Raw genomic sequence first — 14,929 nt, forward strand, 5'->3', positions numbered from 1 at the left:
ATGCATAGTCCCGTCACGTTCGAGAGCTTCTACCGGCCCTCAGACACCACTGAGTGACCTCACCTCGGGTGTCCGTGCTACTGGGGGAACCTCACACGAGCTTGCTGCTGCCGCCCTGAGCTCCTCCGAATGGCTGAAAGTGCAGCAGGAGCCACAGGTCAAATGACGGGTGTGAAAATGCGAGCTCGATCCCAGCCTCCGCGGCCGTCTTGACCGCCTGCGGGATGTCCTCCCACTGGTCACGATCGAAAAGAGCCCACGCCTCGTCCTCGCCGGCAGCCTTTCGGTGCGCGGCTTCCACGACTTCGGAAGGCGTCAGCCCATTCCGGCGACAGACCGGCTGAATTCGGAAAGGCTGCCTGCCCTGGTCGTCGCCATCCCCGAACTGCTCATTCAGATACTGCAGATAGTCCGGTTCTGTGGATTCACCCTCGCAGGCCACATACAGCACTCGTACGTCTCGAGGACGGCTGCTGGAGCGTGGCGCCAGCGGACGTTCGTCTTCCAGACGTCCGCGTCTCCTTCGCCTGCCCTGTTCCTGCTCCTTTCCCGTCCTCCTGCTCACGCCGTGGCCTTCGCTTCTTGCCGGGACAGTTCGCGGACAATCTCTCCTGCGGTCACTCGTGGCACCCCGCCATATCGACCTCGCAGGTAACCTCGTTCGAGGTTCTCCCCCTTTCGAGGCTTGGCGTCTGTCAGCGGGTATAGTTCCGTCTCGCCTGAGCGCCGCTTTGCGATGATCCATACCTGATCACGTTTGAGCGGGCGGTCGAGTACTTCGCTGCCCAGCAAGGTTGCGTCGTGGGTGGTGAAAATGAGTTGCGCACCGCGTGGATTGGATGCGGGATCTTGGAAGACGCGCACGACCTCGGCCGCGAGTGCAGGGTGCAGACTCGAATCCAATTCGTCCACCAGCAGGACTGATCCCTGGTCCAGCACGGTGAGCATGGGGCCCAGGAAGGCGAACCAGGCATGGGTGCCTAGAGACTCTTCCGTTTGGAAGTCCAGCGGCAGCTCTCCACCATCCGGTGTACGGTGCCAAAGCCTGATGTCACCGGTATCAGGGTCCGTGTCAAGGCGGGTGACTCCCAAGTCGGCTGACTGCAGCATCTGCACGATTCGCTGATGGTGCCCCGCATTATCTTGGTGAGTCAGGATTTGCTTGGTCCAGTGCACGCGTGCACTGAGATCTCTTTCCGGCGTCACCAGCCATAGGTTGTTGATGAACCACCTGTGCAACGCTGACAACTGAGGATCGTTGAGAGTCGCACCGACGGACAAGAAGAGAGCGTTCGGGCGGGTCAGTTTTACCAGGGATTCCCGTTCTCCCCTGAACCCCTCTCCTCTGAAGATGAACTCTCCGCCTTCCGACTCAGGACGCTCCGCCTCCCGGTCAAACCAGATATTGCGGCGGCCATGCGGATATGCATGCAGCCACTCCGCCTCCACCCGCTCATCCGACAGCTCAAAGCCATAGGTGTAGCGGATGGGATCCCGGCCCAGTACAAGGTCCACCTCGAACAGGCTCGTCCCCTCGCGGGACGCGGAATCGAGCTTGAAGGGCTGCCGAGGAACCACCTCCGGCAACTTGGCCCAGTCCGCGAAAGAATCTCGCACCGCGTCACGCATGAGCCCGAATCCGCCGAGCAGGTTGGACTTCCCCGACGCGTTGGCTCCGAATACACCCACGACGGGTTGCGCCGAAACATCCTGTCCCCGGTACCTGAGGCCCGTCCTGCGTCCCGTACCCTCATCGAATTCGGTTGCGATCAGAGACAGCTCGTACTCGTCGCGGATCGACCGGTGGTTGGCCATCCGGAAGCGGATCAGCACCCTGGACCTCCTGCCGAGACAAAGCTCTCTGCCCTGTCATCTACGTTTTGGTGCACAGAGCCTGCATGGAACAGCCTATGACGCCCCTCCAGCAGATGCCAGGGTAGAGGCGGGATGCGCAGCTGGAGGGTCGGAGTCGAAGCCGGACCCAGCCAGCCAGCCGGACGGATTATCGCTACGATCCGCCACTCATTCGTAGCCGCTACTGCTTCTGGTGGCGCACCGGCTGGAACTCCGAGCACAAACGCGCTGTCAACGTCTGGCATTCGGCCATCGAACCCCGTACGCGCCGGCTGTGCTTCACCCCGTCCAGCGGCTCCTGGCGCTGCCGGTCAAACCGGACAAGCCGATGCAGCTCATCGCCACCGACGACATCGGGGTCTTCGCCGCCGACGCCACTCAGTCGAGGACGGCAGTGGCCTCGACCTCGACCAGCAGATCGGGTTCCCCCAGCGCCGCGACGCCCAGCAGCGTGATCGGCTTGACCGGGTCGACGCCCAGCTTCGCCGCCGCCCGGGCGACCCCCTCGCCGAGCAGCGGCATCTTGTCGGGTGTCCAGTCGACGACGTAGACGGTCAGCTTGGCCACATCGTCGAAGGATCCACCGACCCCGGCCAGGGCCGTGCCGATATTGAGGTAAGCCTGCTCGACCTGAGCGGCCAGATCCCCCTCACCGACCGGCCGGCCCTGGGCGTCGCGGGCCACCTGGCCCGCCAGGAACACCAGCTTCGACCCGGTCGCGATCGACAACTGGCGGTAGACCTCGGGTTTCGGCAGCCCGTCGGGGTTGACCAGCGTCACGGTCATGTCCGCTCCTTGCGTTTCGGCACAGCATGTTCGGTACTCCCCGAAAACATAGCAAAGCTATGTATTGTGGTGCCATGGTGAGGATCAAGGACCCGGCGGTCCGTTCCCTGCTCATCGACCGGGCCGCGCAGATGCTCGCCGCCCGGCAGCCGGTCACGCTCCGCTCCCTGGTGGCCGGAACCGGGGTGTCGACCATGGCCGTCTACACGTACTTCGGCGGCATGGACGGCCTGTGGACGGCGATGCGGCAGGAAGGCTTCACCCGCCTGGCCGCCCGCCTCGCCGCGGTCGCGCCGACGAGGGATCCGGTACGGGATCTGGCCGCTCTCGGCGCCGCATACCTGTCCAACGCCATGGCCGGTCCTGATCTCTACCGGGTCATGTTCGACGCCGGGTTCGAACTCGAGGACGCCGCGGCCGCGGACGACACCCTGCACTGTCTGGTCCGGGCCGTTGAACGGGCCACGGCCGTCGGCCGCTTTCGCGACGGCACCGACCCGCTGGAACTGGCCACGCGGAGCTGGATCATCGGGCATGGACTGGCGTCACTGGTCGCGACCGGCCCCCTGCCCCGCCAGTCGCTGGCCCAGGGCGTACCGCTGCTGATCGCCCTGTTCACCAGCGCAGGCGACGACCCCGAACGGTGCCGCCGGTCAGTCGAACGCGGCTGGCGGCCCTGACCTCTGATCGCCGCTTCGAGCCGCGCCCAGGACTCCCACCCGGGCATGAGAGACCGGTCGCGTCAGGTGCCTGGTTTGAGCTCCTGCAGGATGGCCTGTCCGGCCGCCCGATGTTCGGCGGCCGTGGGCGGGTCGGTCTCGTCGAGGACGGCGGCGATCCCCTCGTGGGCCAGGCCCTCCGCGTACCGGTAGCCCAGCTTCGGGGCCAGCTCCAGCGCCTGCCGGTGCAGGCGCAGGGCCTCCTCGGGCAGACCGGCCAGCCGGCAGGTCTCGGCATAGCCGTTGAGGAAATGGATCTTCCAATGTTCCTCGAACAGCTCGTCCAGCAGCGCGAACGCCTGCCGATGGCTCGCGAGCGCCTCCTCGTAGCGGCCCATCTGCCGCAGGGCGACGCCCATGCAGTTGAGGCACCACGCCTCGTTGTGCTTGTGGCCGTCCTCGCGGGCCAGCGTCAGCGCCTGCTCCAGGTGCTCCAGCGCCTCGCCGGGTGCCTCGGGGGCGATGGCCACGCCGAGGGTGATCCTGGCCGTCAGCGTGGGCGGCCAGGCGGGGTCGGCGTGCGGCATGTCCAGCGCCGCTTGGGCCAGCCGCGCCGCCTCCTCGCGGTGTCCCAACTGCAGCATCGCCCACGCCTCGTACGCGGTCGCATGGGCCGTGCCCATCGGGCAGTCGGCGTCCGCGTACAGCTTGCCCGCCAGCCGGAACAGGTCGAGCGGCTCCTCGACGTAGCCCTCGTCCCACCTCAGGTAGCCGCGGCGCATGGTCAGTTCGGCCTCCGACCTGGTGTCCCCGGTCTGGGACACCAGCGGTGCCGCCGCCTCGTACGCGGCGTCCGCCTCCGCCATCCGGCCCGCGTTGTAGCGGGCGAAGCCCAGGTCGCTGTGCGCCTCGGCCAGCTGCACCGGATCGCCCAGGCGCTGCGCGGCCACCAGCGACCGCTCGAACAGGACGTTGAGATGCGTCGTGCCGCAGCGCCGCGCGAAGAACGCCCGCATGAAGCGCGGCAGCTCGCACACGTGCACGTCGGCTCCGGCCGCGACGGCCGCCTCGAAGACGGCCATCAGGTTGGTGTACTCCGTGGCGAACCAGTAGAGGGCCGCGTGCTTGTTGGCGAACTGTGGCAGCTCGGCCGGAGGCCGACCCGCGGAGACCTCCCTGTTGGGGGACAGGTACGACATCGCGGCGTCACCGGCGGCCGCCGCGTGCACGTAGTAGTCGAGCACCCGGCCCAGCGCCTGTTCCAGCTCCGCCGGTGAGTCCTGCTCGGTGGCGGCCCGGCGCGCGTGCTGGCGCACCAGGTCGTGCAGGCGGTAGCGGCCGGCCGCCGGCTGCTGGACCAGGTGGGCGTCGAGCAGGTCCTCCAGCATCGCCCGGGCGCTGCGCAGCGGTATGTCCGCCAGCGCCGCCGCCACGTACTCGTCGAAGGTGGAGCCGGGCATCAGGCCCAGCAACCGGAAGAAGCGGCGCTGCGTCCGGTCCAGTTGCCGTACGGACATGGCGAACGCCGTGTCGAACTCGGTGGCCCCCTCCGCCATCCGCTCGACGAGGATGCCCACGGTCCAGCCCGGCCGGTGCCGCAGCCGGGCCGCGGCCAGCCGCAGGGCCAGCGGCAGGTGGCCGCACAGCCGTACCACCTCAGCGGCGGACTCGGGGTCGCGGGCCAGCCGGCTGTCGGGCCCGCCTGGGTCGCCGCTGGCGCGGGCCAGCAGCTCGGCGCTCTCCTGCGGGGTCAGCACGTCCAGCGACACCGGGGGCACCTCGTCCAGGCCCAGCAGCCGGTTGCGGCTGGTGATCAGGGCCACGGAGGGGCCGGCGCCCGGCAGCAGCGGGCGGACCTGGTCGGCGTCGGCGACGTTGTCGAGGACCACGACGGCCCGCCGGTGGGCGAGCTCGGAGCGCCAGCAGGCGGCCAGCGGCTCGATGCCGCCCTCCTGTGGGATCTTCTCCGAGGGGACGTCGAGGGCGGCGAGCAGGGCCCGCAGCGCGGGGTCGGGACCGAGCGGCTCCCGCCCGGCGGTGAACCCGTGCAGGTCCAGATAGAGCTGGGCGTCGGGGTAGTCGGCGGCGAGCCGGTGGGCGGCGTGCACCGCCAGGCAGGTCTTGCCGACGCCCGCCATGCCGTCGACGGCGACCACCCGGCTGCTGTCCACCCCGGCGAGCACGGCGGCGAGCTGGGCTTCGCGTCCGGTGAAGTCGGGCACGTCGCGCGGCAGGTCGTTGCGGGGCGGGCGCGGAGCTCCCGAGGGTGGCGACGGGGGCTGGACCTGGCGGCTGGTCTTCGGGGGCGACGGCAGGGGGTTGGAGGCCCGTTCCCACAGGGGGCGCAGCGGGCGGGGGTCGCGTTTGAGGAGGCGGCAGAGGGCGACCACTGCGGGCCAGGGCGGCAGCGTCTGGCCGCTGAGGTAGCGCGACAGCGACGACGAGCTGAGTCCGGCGTCCCGGGCCAGGGCCCGCACGCCGCGCTCCGACAGCTCCTGGAGCAGGCGCAGGCGGGCGGCCAGCTCGTCCTTCGGGTCGGTCTTCGCTGCCTTCTGGTGCACAGCCACCGTTCCCCTGTCTTTCTGTCCCACACCTGCGGAAACTTCTCGAGGACGGTCATCGCTGGTCAGAGGCGTTTCAACTGTCCCAGAGTGTCCCATCGACGTCGTCATCGTAGCCCTCCACGGGCTGTCATGGAGTCACGCCCCCGAGGGAACGGGGCGCAGACCTGAAAGAGGAGAAACCCGATGCAGCCTCGTATGCAGAACCCCGCCGTCATCCTGTCCGGCGCGATGCAGCCCATCCAGGAGATCTTCAAGGCCGTGCACTCCGGTGGGGTGGAGGGGCAGACGCTGGAGCTGGTGCACCTGCGGGTCAGCCAGATCAACGGCTGCAGCGCCTGCGTGGACGGCGGCGTCAAGACGTCCCGCAAGGCCGGTGTGAGCGAGGACAAGCTGGCCACGGTCGCCGCCTGGCGGGAGACCCCGTACTTCACCGATGAGGAGCGCGCGGCGCTCGCGCTGGCCGAGGCCGCTACCCGGCTGGCCGACCGCGCCGACGCGGTCAACGACGAGGTCTGGGACACCGCCGCCACCTACTTCGACGAGAAGCAGCTGGCCGCGATCGTGCTGATGATCGGCGTCACCAACATGTTCAACCGGCTCAACGCCACCACCCGGCAGATCGCCGGCGCATGGGGGTAGAAAGGCGCCGGTTCCCGGGCGGCATACACTGACCCGCCGCCGCCTCGTAAGACAGATGATTCGCAGACAAGGAGATTCCCACCATGAGCGAGACGAAGAAGACCACCAAGGGCACCGCGGCCGAGAACAAGTTCGACGGGTTCACCGACGACGAGCGAGCCGCGATGAAGGAGCACGCCCAGGAGCTGAAGAAGGCCGCGCGCCGCGGTTCGGGCGCGAGCAAGGCCGCCGACGCGGAGCGGGACGTGCTCGAGAAGATCGCCGAGATGGCGGAAGCGGACCGGGTCATCGCCGAGCGCATCCACGCCATCATCAAGGCCGACGCCCCGTCCCTGTCCCCGAAGCTCTGGTACGGGCAGCCCGCCTACGCCAAGGACGGCAAGATCGTCTGCTTCTTCCAGCCCTCGCAGAAGTTCAAGACGAGGTACTCGACCCTCGGCTTCAACGACCCGGCGAACCTCGACGACGGCACCATGTGGCCGACCGCCTTCGCGCTGACGGAGCTGACCGCCGACAGCGAGGCGAGGATCAGCGCCCTCGTGAAGCAGGCGGCGAGCTGAGGACTCCCCTTGCCGCGCCGGCGCGGGGCGTGCTGGTCACGCCCACTGGCCGCCCCGGTAGTCGCCGGCGCATGTGATGTGCGTCACGGGTGGAGGAACGCGGGCATCGAGAAGAAGACGATCATGGCGATCGCCACGCAGATCAGGAACCCGACGACCTCCCAGGCCCAGTCGAAGTGCCGGTCCTTGCGCCGGCGGATCTTCTCTGGCCGGGCCGTGTACGCCGGGCGCTTCTTGGGCACCGGACGGGGGCGGACCGGGCGTGGGGCCAGGAGGGAAGGCTCCGGGGCCAGCGAGGCAAAGGCCCCTTGGGGGTCCTCGTCGGGTGGAGCCGGGGTCCTCCTGTTCGACGAAGAGGGCTTGGGGAGGGTGGGGGGCTTCGGGGGCGCCTTGTCGTACAGGGGCAGGCGGTAGACCGGTTCGGCGGGCCTCATGGGTTCGGCCGGCTTGGGGGTGCGCCTGGCCGGCTCGGAGGGCTTGGCGGCCTTGGTGCGCCTGGAGGACTTGGGGCGGGGGCGGAAGAGGGGCGCCGCGTCGCGGGCCGGCTCGTTCGTCCGCGGTGGCTGCTGGAGGGGACGTGCGGGGCCCTTGTGCACCAGTACGTCGGGGTGCGGGTCTCTGGGGGCCAGGATGTCGCCGTCGTCGTCGTCCGAGAACGGTCTCGGGAGATCTCTGGGCAGGATCACGTCGCCGGTCGCGAAGGGCTCAGGGGTGCCCCTGGGTAAGATCACGTCGCCGGTCGCGAAGGGTTCCAGACCGCCGAAAGGCTCGTCGGGCGGGTCCTGGAAGAACGGATGGATGTGGGGCGGCACTGGGGTCCTCCCTGCGAAGGGTGGAGCTGTCTGTGGTGTGCCGGGCTGGTCGGGCCGTGCGCCGTCCACCGCCGCCAGAGGATCTCTGAGAGACGGAGTGGGACCCAGCGGATCGTGCAGACGCTGGGCGGAGGCCAACGGGTCCCTGAGGGGGGAGCGGGCGGTCGAGGCCGTGCCGTCTCCGAAGAAGGAGCCCGGAGTCGAGCTCCGGCCGTCTCCGAAGAACGAGCGTGGCGTTGAGGTCGGGGCTTCTCCGAAGGGAACGTGTGAGGTCGGGACTTCTCCGCGGCGCGGTGCGGACTCCGGGGAGTTGTTCAGCTTGGGCATCGGGGCCGTGGTGGCGGCGTGCTCTGGCACGTGCGACGGCGACGGCGGCGTCAGCAGCTCGGCCGGGAAGAGGACGGTGCTGGTCGCCGGGTCGGCGTCCGCCAGGGGCTGGGGCCACATCGGCGGGCTGGGCCAGCGCGGCTTGACGAAGAGAGGGCCGGGGCTGGCGGAACGGGAGCCCGCGAAGTGGATGCGGAGGGCTCCGGGCGGCTGCGCCCACGGGAGGCGGCCGATGATGTCGGCGAGCGGGGCCACGCCCAGGGCGCCGTACACGTCCGCCACCGGCTTGGGCACGCGAACCCCCGTGGAGGACAGTGCCGTCACCAACGCGTGCCGGAAGTGGTGGGCCGCTCCGACCGCCAGTTCCTCGGCGGTGTCGGGGGCGACGTCGAGTACCCACGCCAGTTCCGCCTTGCTCATCCCGCAGACCGCGCACAGCACCAGCACCTCGCGCTGGTGTGGTCGCAGCTCGCGGAAGGTGCGCTCGACGAGGGCGGTCGCCGGGTCGATCAGCGGATCGACCATGGGGGGCGCGTAGACGATGTCCCGCCGGTGGATCTGGCGGCGGGCGAACGCGTAGAGAGCGGCGCGAGGCGCCTCGGCGGCGGAGGGAACGCCGGCGACGCTGGAGAACAAGGTCACCAGTACGTCGGACGCGGAGCCTAGGTCGCCGAGCTGATCAGCGCAATACGCGAACAGCCCAGCGGCATGGCGGTCGTAGAGCTCTGCGATCAACTCGGCGCGTCGGCGCTGATCGGTGAGCGGCTGAGACACGGGGCCGGATCCTCTTGCTGTGAGCGGACGCTGAGGGTGAGGGGTGCGGGGCTGAAGTTCGTGATTTTCGTGCGGGGTACTCGTCAGGACTTTGTGGAGGTATAGGTCAGAAGTTCGTGGAGGTAATCATGCCAACACACCACGGTCCGGCGCACTACCACTTCCAGATTTGGGGTAAATATCCAGCTTAACTGAAGCGTTTCAGCTGGATCCGGAGACGACACGGTGGTCCGGATCGCCGTAGTCTGTGCTGCGATAGATCATGCGGCGGTCGTGGCACGGGGGCTGCGACCCCTGCCACAGAAGCCTGAAGCGAGAGTTCGCGCGTGATCACATTCGACGCTGTCACCAAACGCTACCCAGACGGAACGGTCGCCGTGGACCGTCTCGACCTCGAGGCGCCCACGGGAGAGATCACCGTGCTCGTCGGCCCCTCGGGCTGCGGGAAAACCACGTCACTCCGGATGATCAACCGGATGATCGACGCCTCCGAGGGCCAGATCCTCCTCGACGGCACGCCGGTTCAGGGCATCGACCCGCCGACGCTGCGGCGCGGCATCGGGTACGTCATCCAGCAGGCCGGCCTGTTCCCGCACCGCAAGATCGTCGACAACATCGCCACCGTCCCGTACCTGCTCGGCTGGGACCGGAAAAAGGCCCGAGACAGGGCCATGGAGCTGCTCGAACGGGTCGGCCTCGACCCGGCGCTGGCCGGTCGCTACCCCTTCCAGCTCTCGGGCGGGCAGCAGCAGCGCGTGGGTGTGGCCAGGGCGCTGGCCGCCGACCCGCCCGTGCTGCTCATGGACGAGCCGTTCAGCGCGGTCGACCCCATCGTGCGTACGAGCCTGCAGGACGAGCTGCTCAGGCTCCAGTCCGAGCTGAACAAGACCATCGTGTTCGTCACGCACGACATCGACGAGGCCATCAAGCTGGGCGACCGCGTGGCGGTGCTGCGGGTGGGCGGCAAGCTGGCGCAGCTCGCCGCTCCCAAGACGCTGCTGTCGGAGCCGGCCGACGACTTCGTGAAGGAGTTCCTCGGGCACGACCGGGGGATCCGGCGGCTGCAGTTCATCTCGACGGGTGGGCTGCGGCTGCGTACCGACCTGACCGACGCCGCGGACGAGCCGTGGCGGCTGGTCGTGGAGGACGGCAGGCCGACCGGGTGGGTCTCCCGGGAGCGGCCCGACGAGCTGGAGCCGTACGGGACGTTCGTGTACGGGCGCGACTCCATGCGCACGGCCCTCGACGCGGCGCTGCTGTCGCCGTCCGGTTGCGCGGTGGCCGTGGACGAGCAGGGCAAGGTCGTCGGCGTGGCCACCAGGGAGACGCTGGACAAGGCGCTCGCGGAGGCGGCTGATGGCTGACGGCCCTCCTTCCATATGGGAATGGATCGGGCGTAACTGGGACACCGGCCGGGTCGACAGCATCAAGAACCTGCTCCTGGACCACCTGACCATGTCCCTCGTGCCGATCCTGTTCGCGCTGGTCGTCGCGCTGCCGCTGGGGCTGGCCTGCGTGCGCTGGCGCTGGCTCTACCAGCCGACCGCCGGCTTCATGAACGTCGTCTACGCGCTCCCCTCGCTGCCGGTCTTCATGCTGCTGATCTCGGTGACCGGGCTGTCGCAGACCACGGTGATCATCCCGCTGACCTTCTACGGCATGGCCGTGCTGATCCCGTCCGTCGTGGACGGGCTCGGCTCGGTGCCCGACCACGTGCGGCAGTCGGCGATCGCGATGGGGTTCACGCCGCTGCGCAGGCTGCTCGCGGTCGAACTGCCGATCGCCGTTCCGGTGGTTCTGGCGGGGCTGCGGGTGGTGGCGGTCTCCAGCATCAGCCTGGTCAGCGTGGGTGCGCTGATCGGGCAGGGCGGGCTCGGCGGGCTGTTCACGCGGGCGTACCAGAACCCGTTCATGCCGCCGGTGATCGTCGGGATCGTGCTGATCGTGGCGCTGGCGCTGGTCGCCGACGGGCTGCTGGTGCTGGCGCAGCGGCTGCTCACTCCATGGGTACGGGCCCGAAGGGGGCAGGGATCGTGAGCTGGCTCACCGCGTTCTTCGGCTGGCTGGCCGACTTCTTCGGCAACGGCGCCAACTGGTCCGGCCCCGACGGCATCCCCATGCGCCTGCTGGAACACCTGGAGTTCTCGGCCCTGGCCCTGGCCCTGGCCGTGCTGGTCGCGGTGCCGCTCGGGCTGCTGATCGGCCACACGGGCCGGGGCGAGGTGCTGGTCGCCGTCACCGCGAACCTGGCCAGGGCGCTGCCCACGCTGGGCCTGCTGGTGATGTTCGTGCTGCTGCTGGGCACGGCCTCGAGCTGGCCGGTGATCATCCCGCTGGTGCTGCTGTCGGTGCCGCCGATCCTGGTGAACACCTACGAGGGCATCAAGGGGGTCGATCCCGAGCTGCGCGACGCCGCGTACGGGATGGGGCTGCGCGGCGGGCAGGTGCTCGGGCGGGTGCTCGTCCCGGTCGCGCTGCCGCTGATCCTGCTGGGATGCCGGCTGTCGGCGATCCAGGTCGTGGCCACCACCACCGTCGCCGCGTACACCGGGCTCGGCGGTCTGGGGCGGTTCGTGATCGACGGTTTCGCGACCAAGGATTACGCGAGCGTCGTCGGCGGTTCAGTACTGATTGTGCTGTTTGCCCTGCTGGTCCAGATATTGTTCACGCTCGCCCAGAGGGTGACGGTCTCCCCGGGAGTGAGCCAGCGGCTGAAGGTCCGATAGTCTCCTGTATTACCTCCCGCTTAGAAGGGAAAAGCAAGATGGGACGCAAGTACGGCATCGCCGGGGTGTTCGTTTCGGCGATGCTCGCGCTGGCCGCCTGTGGCGGTGGCGGCGGTGGCAACACTGGAGGCAACCCGCTCGACACCACGAGCGCGGCCCCCAGCGGTTCGGCTTCGAGCGGGGGCGGGGGCAAGGCCGTCGTCGGATCCTTCGACTTCGACGAGAGCGTGCTGCTCGGGTCGATCTACACCCAGGCGCTGCAGGCCAAGGGCGTGCAGGTCGAGGAGAAGCCGCGCATCGGCAGCCGCGAGGTCGTGTTCGACCAGGTCAAGAGCGGTGGCCTGACCATCGTGCCCGAGTACAACGGCAACCTGCTGGCCTTCGTCGACCTCAAGAACACGGCCGCGACCACCGACGAGGTCAACGCCGCGCTGAAGGAGAAGCTCCCCGCCGAGCTCGAGGTGCTCGACTCCTCCCCGGCCGAGGACAAAGACAGCCTGTCCATCAGCAAGGACACCCAGACCAAGCAGTCGCTGAACACCATGGAGGACCTGGCCAAGGTCTCCAAGACCTTCGTCGTCGGCGGCCCGCCCGAGTTCAAGAAGCGGTGGGAGGCACGGTTCAAGGAGGTCTACGGCATCGAGTTCAAGCAGTGGAAGCCGACGGGCCCGACCACCGCTGACGCGATCAAGGACGGCACGATCCAGGTCGGCAACGTGTTCACCACCGACCCCAAGATGACGGCCAACAACCTGGTGCCGCTGCAGGACCCCAAGAACATCTTCCCCGCCCAGAACGTGACGCCGCTGCTCAACAAGGCTGCCGCGAACGACACGATCAAGACCACGCTGAACGCCGTCTCGGCGAAGCTCACCACGCAGTCCCTCCTGGACATGATGCAGAAGATCTCCGTCAACAAGGACGAGCCCGGCACCGTGGCCAAGGAATGGCTGACCGCCAACGGCCTCGGCTGACGCGGTTTTCCGGTGAGGGTCCCCGCCGTCCGGGGGCCCTCACCCGCTAGGTTCGTGCCGTGAGCGAGTTCACGGAGGCGATGGCGCAGCTCGCGGCCGGGGTGGCCGTGGTGACCGTACGCGATGGGCGCGACGACCTGGGTACCACGGTGTCGGCGCTGATGTCCGTCTCGCTGGAGCCCCCGCTTCTCCTGGTGAGCCTGGCCAGCGGTGGCTACCTCAACGAGGTCCTGCTCCGGCAGGACCGCTGGGCGGCCTCGCTCCTGTCGTCCGGCCAGGCGGCCATCGCCAGCCGCTTCGCCACCGCCGGGCGGCCCAGCGCCCGCCTGCTGCTGGCGGGCACCCCACATCACCGGGGAACGCACTCGGACGCGCTGGTGGTGGAGGGCGGGGTGGCCGCCCTGGAGGCCGAGACCACCAAAGTGGTCCCGGCCGGGGATCACACCCTCTTCATCGCCACCGTCCTCGCGGTCCCCTACGTCGAGGCCTCTCTCCAGCCTCTGGTACGGCTCCGCTCCCGCTATCGCCCGGTCGGATCGTGAGCGCTCAGCGGATCACGTACCACGTGGGGAGAAGCAGCGGGCCCGCGGCGGGCAGGCCGAGCTCGGCGGACAGGCGGGCGAGGGGTCCCCACGCGTCCAGGCGGATGCGGGCCAGGGCGGCGGACTTGTCCTCGCTGGAGTCCGGCCCGCGCAGCCGCTCCAGCGGGTTGAGCCGGGGGTAGGCGCGTACGGGGGCGTCGTCGGGGAGGCCGGCCCGCTTCCTGGCCAGGACCAGTGCGTCCTCCAGGCCGCCCAGCTCGTCCACGAGACCGCTGGCGTGCGCGTCGGCGCCGGTCCATACGCGGCCGCGGGCCAGCTCGTGCGCGCGCTCCCGGGTCAGATCGCGGCTCGCGGCGACCTTGCCCACGAAGTCATCGTAAATACGGTCGAGCCAGGCGTTGACGCGTTCCCATTGCTCGGGGGAGAAACCGCGAGACGTGGAGAACATTCCAGCGTTAGCCCCGGACGCCACCATTTCCGAATTTATGCCGATTTTTTCGAGCATTTCCGCGACGACCGGCTTGCCGCCGTACACGCCGATCGAGCCCGTCAGCGTGCCGGGCTGGGCCACGATCACGTCGGCGGCCATCGCCACGAAGTAGCCGCCCGACGCCGCCAGGTCGCCCATCGAGACGATCACCGGCTTGACCTTGCGCGTGAGGGTCACCTCGCGCCACACCGTGTCGGAGGCCACGTACGAGCCGCCGGGGCTGTCCACCCGGAACACCACGGCCTTGACGTGCTCGTCCCGCCGGGCCGCGCGGAAGGCGGCGCTGATCGTGTCGGAGCCCATCGCCCCGCCGCCGCCGAGCGGGCTGCGCCCGCTGCGACCGGTCCTGATCATGCCGGTGCCGTGGATGAGCGCGATCCCGTCCGCCGTCGGGTGCGGCAGCTTCTTCACTGCCGCGCCCCTGGCGTACCTGGACACGTACAGCAGGTGCGAGTCGTCGCCCGCCGCCTGCTTGACCTCGTCGTACACCTCGTCCCGGTACGCCAGCCCGTCGACCAGCCCGGCCTCCAGCGCCTCGGAGGCGGTGAACGGGCCGCGGTCGATCAGCTCCCGCACCTTGCCCGGGTCGAGCCGGCGCCCGTCGGCGATGCCCGCGCTGAGGCTCTCGGTGACCGACTCGACGATGCGGCCCATGGACTCGCGGTGCGGCTCGGTCATGTGGTCCTGGGTGAAGGTGTTGACGGCGGTCTTGTACTCGTGCCGCTGCCCGGCCTCGTACCCGACACCCAGCTTCGTCAGGGCCCCCTTGACGAAGCGCTGCTCCAGCGCCACCCCGGTCAGCCCGACGTCGCCACTCGGCTGCAGGTAGACGCGCTCGAACGCGGTGGCCAGGTAGTACGGCACCGTGCCGCCGCCGAACTCCCCGAACGTCTCCGCGAACGCGACGGCCAGCTTGCCCGACGCCCTGAACTGGATCACCGCCTGGCGCAGCTCCTGCACCATGGCCAGGCCCAGCGGGTTACCCCCGATCTTGACCACCAGCGCCTTGACCCTGGAGTCCTGCCTGGCGCGCTTCAGCCCGGACAGGACGTCGGACAGGCGCGTCTTACGCATGGACAGCACCGCGGCGAGCGGGTCCGCCGGCGGGCCCTCGGTGAGGCCCTCTGTGAGATCGAGCTCCAGCACCAGCGGGGCCGTGCGCCGCTGGCGAAGCTTTTCGACGGTTTCGAAGATCGCCTTTCCTGCCTCCATGAAGACACCC

Annotated in this window: 14 protein-coding genes; 8 read left to right on the forward strand and 6 right to left on the reverse strand. The window is 69.2% G+C overall.

What is annotated here, in order from left to right; genetic code table 11:
- Window positions 1–91: 91 nt before the first annotated feature.
- From ACIBI9_RS62865 to ACIBI9_RS62875, 3 genes are all read right to left on the reverse strand, one after another.
- Window positions 92–451, reverse strand: a complete 360-nt coding sequence (locus ACIBI9_RS62865; RefSeq protein ID WP_397237860.1) for an RloB family protein — start codon at window positions 449–451, stop codon at window positions 92–94.
- A gap of 110 nt (window positions 452–561) precedes the next feature.
- Window positions 562–1,833: an ATP/GTP-binding protein gene (locus tag ACIBI9_RS62870; protein ID WP_397237862.1), complete on the reverse strand. Its 1,272-nt coding sequence runs from the start codon at window positions 1,831–1,833 to the stop codon at window positions 562–564.
- Window positions 1,834–2,232: 399 nt separating this feature from the next.
- On the reverse strand, window positions 2,233–2,640 hold the full coding sequence (locus ACIBI9_RS62875; RefSeq protein WP_397237864.1) for a RidA family protein: 408 nt from the start codon (window positions 2,638–2,640) through the stop codon (window positions 2,233–2,235).
- Window positions 2,641–2,714: 74 nt separating this feature from the next.
- Between ACIBI9_RS62875 and ACIBI9_RS62880 the strand changes: the two genes are divergently transcribed.
- Window positions 2,715–3,320: a TetR/AcrR family transcriptional regulator gene (locus ACIBI9_RS62880; protein WP_397237866.1), complete on the forward strand. Its 606-nt coding sequence runs from the start codon at window positions 2,715–2,717 to the stop codon at window positions 3,318–3,320.
- Between the two features lie 62 nt (window positions 3,321–3,382).
- Here the strand turns inward: ACIBI9_RS62880 and ACIBI9_RS62885 are convergent, their stop codons facing one another.
- Complete coding sequence (locus tag ACIBI9_RS62885) at window positions 3,383–5,860, reverse strand: tetratricopeptide repeat protein (protein ID WP_397237868.1); 2,478 nt, start codon at window positions 5,858–5,860, stop codon at window positions 3,383–3,385.
- Window positions 5,861–6,046: 186 nt separating this feature from the next.
- On the opposite strand from ACIBI9_RS62885, the gene ACIBI9_RS62890 reads away from it, so the two are divergent.
- Both ACIBI9_RS62890 and ACIBI9_RS62895 read left to right on the forward strand, forming a co-directional pair.
- Window positions 6,047–6,502, forward strand: a complete 456-nt coding sequence (locus ACIBI9_RS62890) for a carboxymuconolactone decarboxylase family protein (RefSeq protein ID WP_397237870.1) — start codon at window positions 6,047–6,049, stop codon at window positions 6,500–6,502.
- Between the two features lie 83 nt (window positions 6,503–6,585).
- Entirely contained in the window at window positions 6,586–7,062 is a 477-nt protein-coding gene (locus ACIBI9_RS62895) for an iron chaperone (protein WP_397237872.1), read from the forward strand.
- Window positions 7,063–7,145: 83 nt separating this feature from the next.
- Here ACIBI9_RS62895 and ACIBI9_RS62900 read toward each other — a convergent pair whose 3' ends face one another.
- A complete protein-coding gene (locus ACIBI9_RS62900) occupies window positions 7,146–8,975 on the reverse strand; it encodes a hypothetical protein (protein ID WP_397237874.1) in 1,830 nt (609 codons plus the stop codon).
- A gap of 326 nt (window positions 8,976–9,301) precedes the next feature.
- On the opposite strand from ACIBI9_RS62900, the gene ACIBI9_RS62905 reads away from it, so the two are divergent.
- Genes ACIBI9_RS62905 through ACIBI9_RS62925 form a run of 5 tightly spaced genes read left to right on the forward strand, consistent with a single transcriptional unit; the run spans window position 9,302 to window position 13,217 of the window.
- The gene (locus tag ACIBI9_RS62905; RefSeq protein ID WP_397237876.1) at window positions 9,302–10,339 is read left to right on the forward strand and encodes an ABC transporter ATP-binding protein; all 1,038 of its coding nucleotides are present in this window, start codon (window positions 9,302–9,304) and stop codon (window positions 10,337–10,339) included.
- A complete protein-coding gene (locus ACIBI9_RS62910; protein ID WP_397237878.1) occupies window positions 10,332–11,012 on the forward strand; it encodes an ABC transporter permease in 681 nt (226 codons plus the stop codon). Before ACIBI9_RS62905 ends, ACIBI9_RS62910 begins: the two co-directional genes overlap by 8 nt.
- On the forward strand, window positions 11,009–11,701 hold the full coding sequence (locus ACIBI9_RS62915; protein WP_397237880.1) for an ABC transporter permease: 693 nt from the start codon (window positions 11,009–11,011) through the stop codon (window positions 11,699–11,701). Before ACIBI9_RS62910 ends, ACIBI9_RS62915 begins: the two co-directional genes overlap by 4 nt.
- A gap of 38 nt (window positions 11,702–11,739) precedes the next feature.
- On the forward strand, window positions 11,740–12,675 hold the full coding sequence (locus ACIBI9_RS62920; protein WP_397237882.1) for an ABC transporter substrate-binding protein: 936 nt from the start codon (window positions 11,740–11,742) through the stop codon (window positions 12,673–12,675).
- 59 nt (window positions 12,676–12,734) lie between these two features.
- Window positions 12,735–13,217, forward strand: a complete 483-nt coding sequence (locus tag ACIBI9_RS62925; protein ID WP_397237884.1) for a flavin reductase family protein — start codon at window positions 12,735–12,737, stop codon at window positions 13,215–13,217.
- A gap of 4 nt (window positions 13,218–13,221) precedes the next feature.
- Here ACIBI9_RS62925 and sppA read toward each other — a convergent pair whose 3' ends face one another.
- On the reverse strand, window positions 13,222–14,919 hold the full coding sequence (gene sppA, locus ACIBI9_RS62930) for a signal peptide peptidase SppA (protein WP_397237886.1): 1,698 nt from the start codon (window positions 14,917–14,919) through the stop codon (window positions 13,222–13,224).
- Window positions 14,920–14,929: the final 10 nt, after the last annotated feature.

It is taken from the genome of Nonomuraea sp. NPDC050451 (assembly GCF_044458585.1).

What these genes read in the sequence shown, in the direction of transcription:
- ACIBI9_RS62895 (WP_397237872.1), top strand. Translation starts at nt 6,586, where the DNA reads ATGAGCGAGACGAAGAAGACCACCAAGGGCACCGCGGCCGAGAACAAG.
- ACIBI9_RS62875 (WP_397237864.1), bottom strand. Translation starts at nt 2,640, where the DNA reads ATGACCGTGACGCTGGTCAACCCCGACGGGCTGCCGAAACCCGAGGTC.
- sppA (WP_397237886.1), bottom strand. Translation starts at nt 14,919, where the DNA reads ATGGAGGCAGGAAAGGCGATCTTCGAAACCGTCGAAAAGCTTCGCCAG.
- ACIBI9_RS62920 (WP_397237882.1), top strand. Translation starts at nt 11,740, where the DNA reads ATGGGACGCAAGTACGGCATCGCCGGGGTGTTCGTTTCGGCGATGCTC.
- ACIBI9_RS62910 (WP_397237878.1), top strand. Translation starts at nt 10,332, where the DNA reads ATGGCTGACGGCCCTCCTTCCATATGGGAATGGATCGGGCGTAACTGG.
- ACIBI9_RS62880 (WP_397237866.1), top strand. Translation starts at nt 2,715, where the DNA reads ATGGTGAGGATCAAGGACCCGGCGGTCCGTTCCCTGCTCATCGACCGG.
- ACIBI9_RS62890 (WP_397237870.1), top strand. Translation starts at nt 6,047, where the DNA reads ATGCAGCCTCGTATGCAGAACCCCGCCGTCATCCTGTCCGGCGCGATG.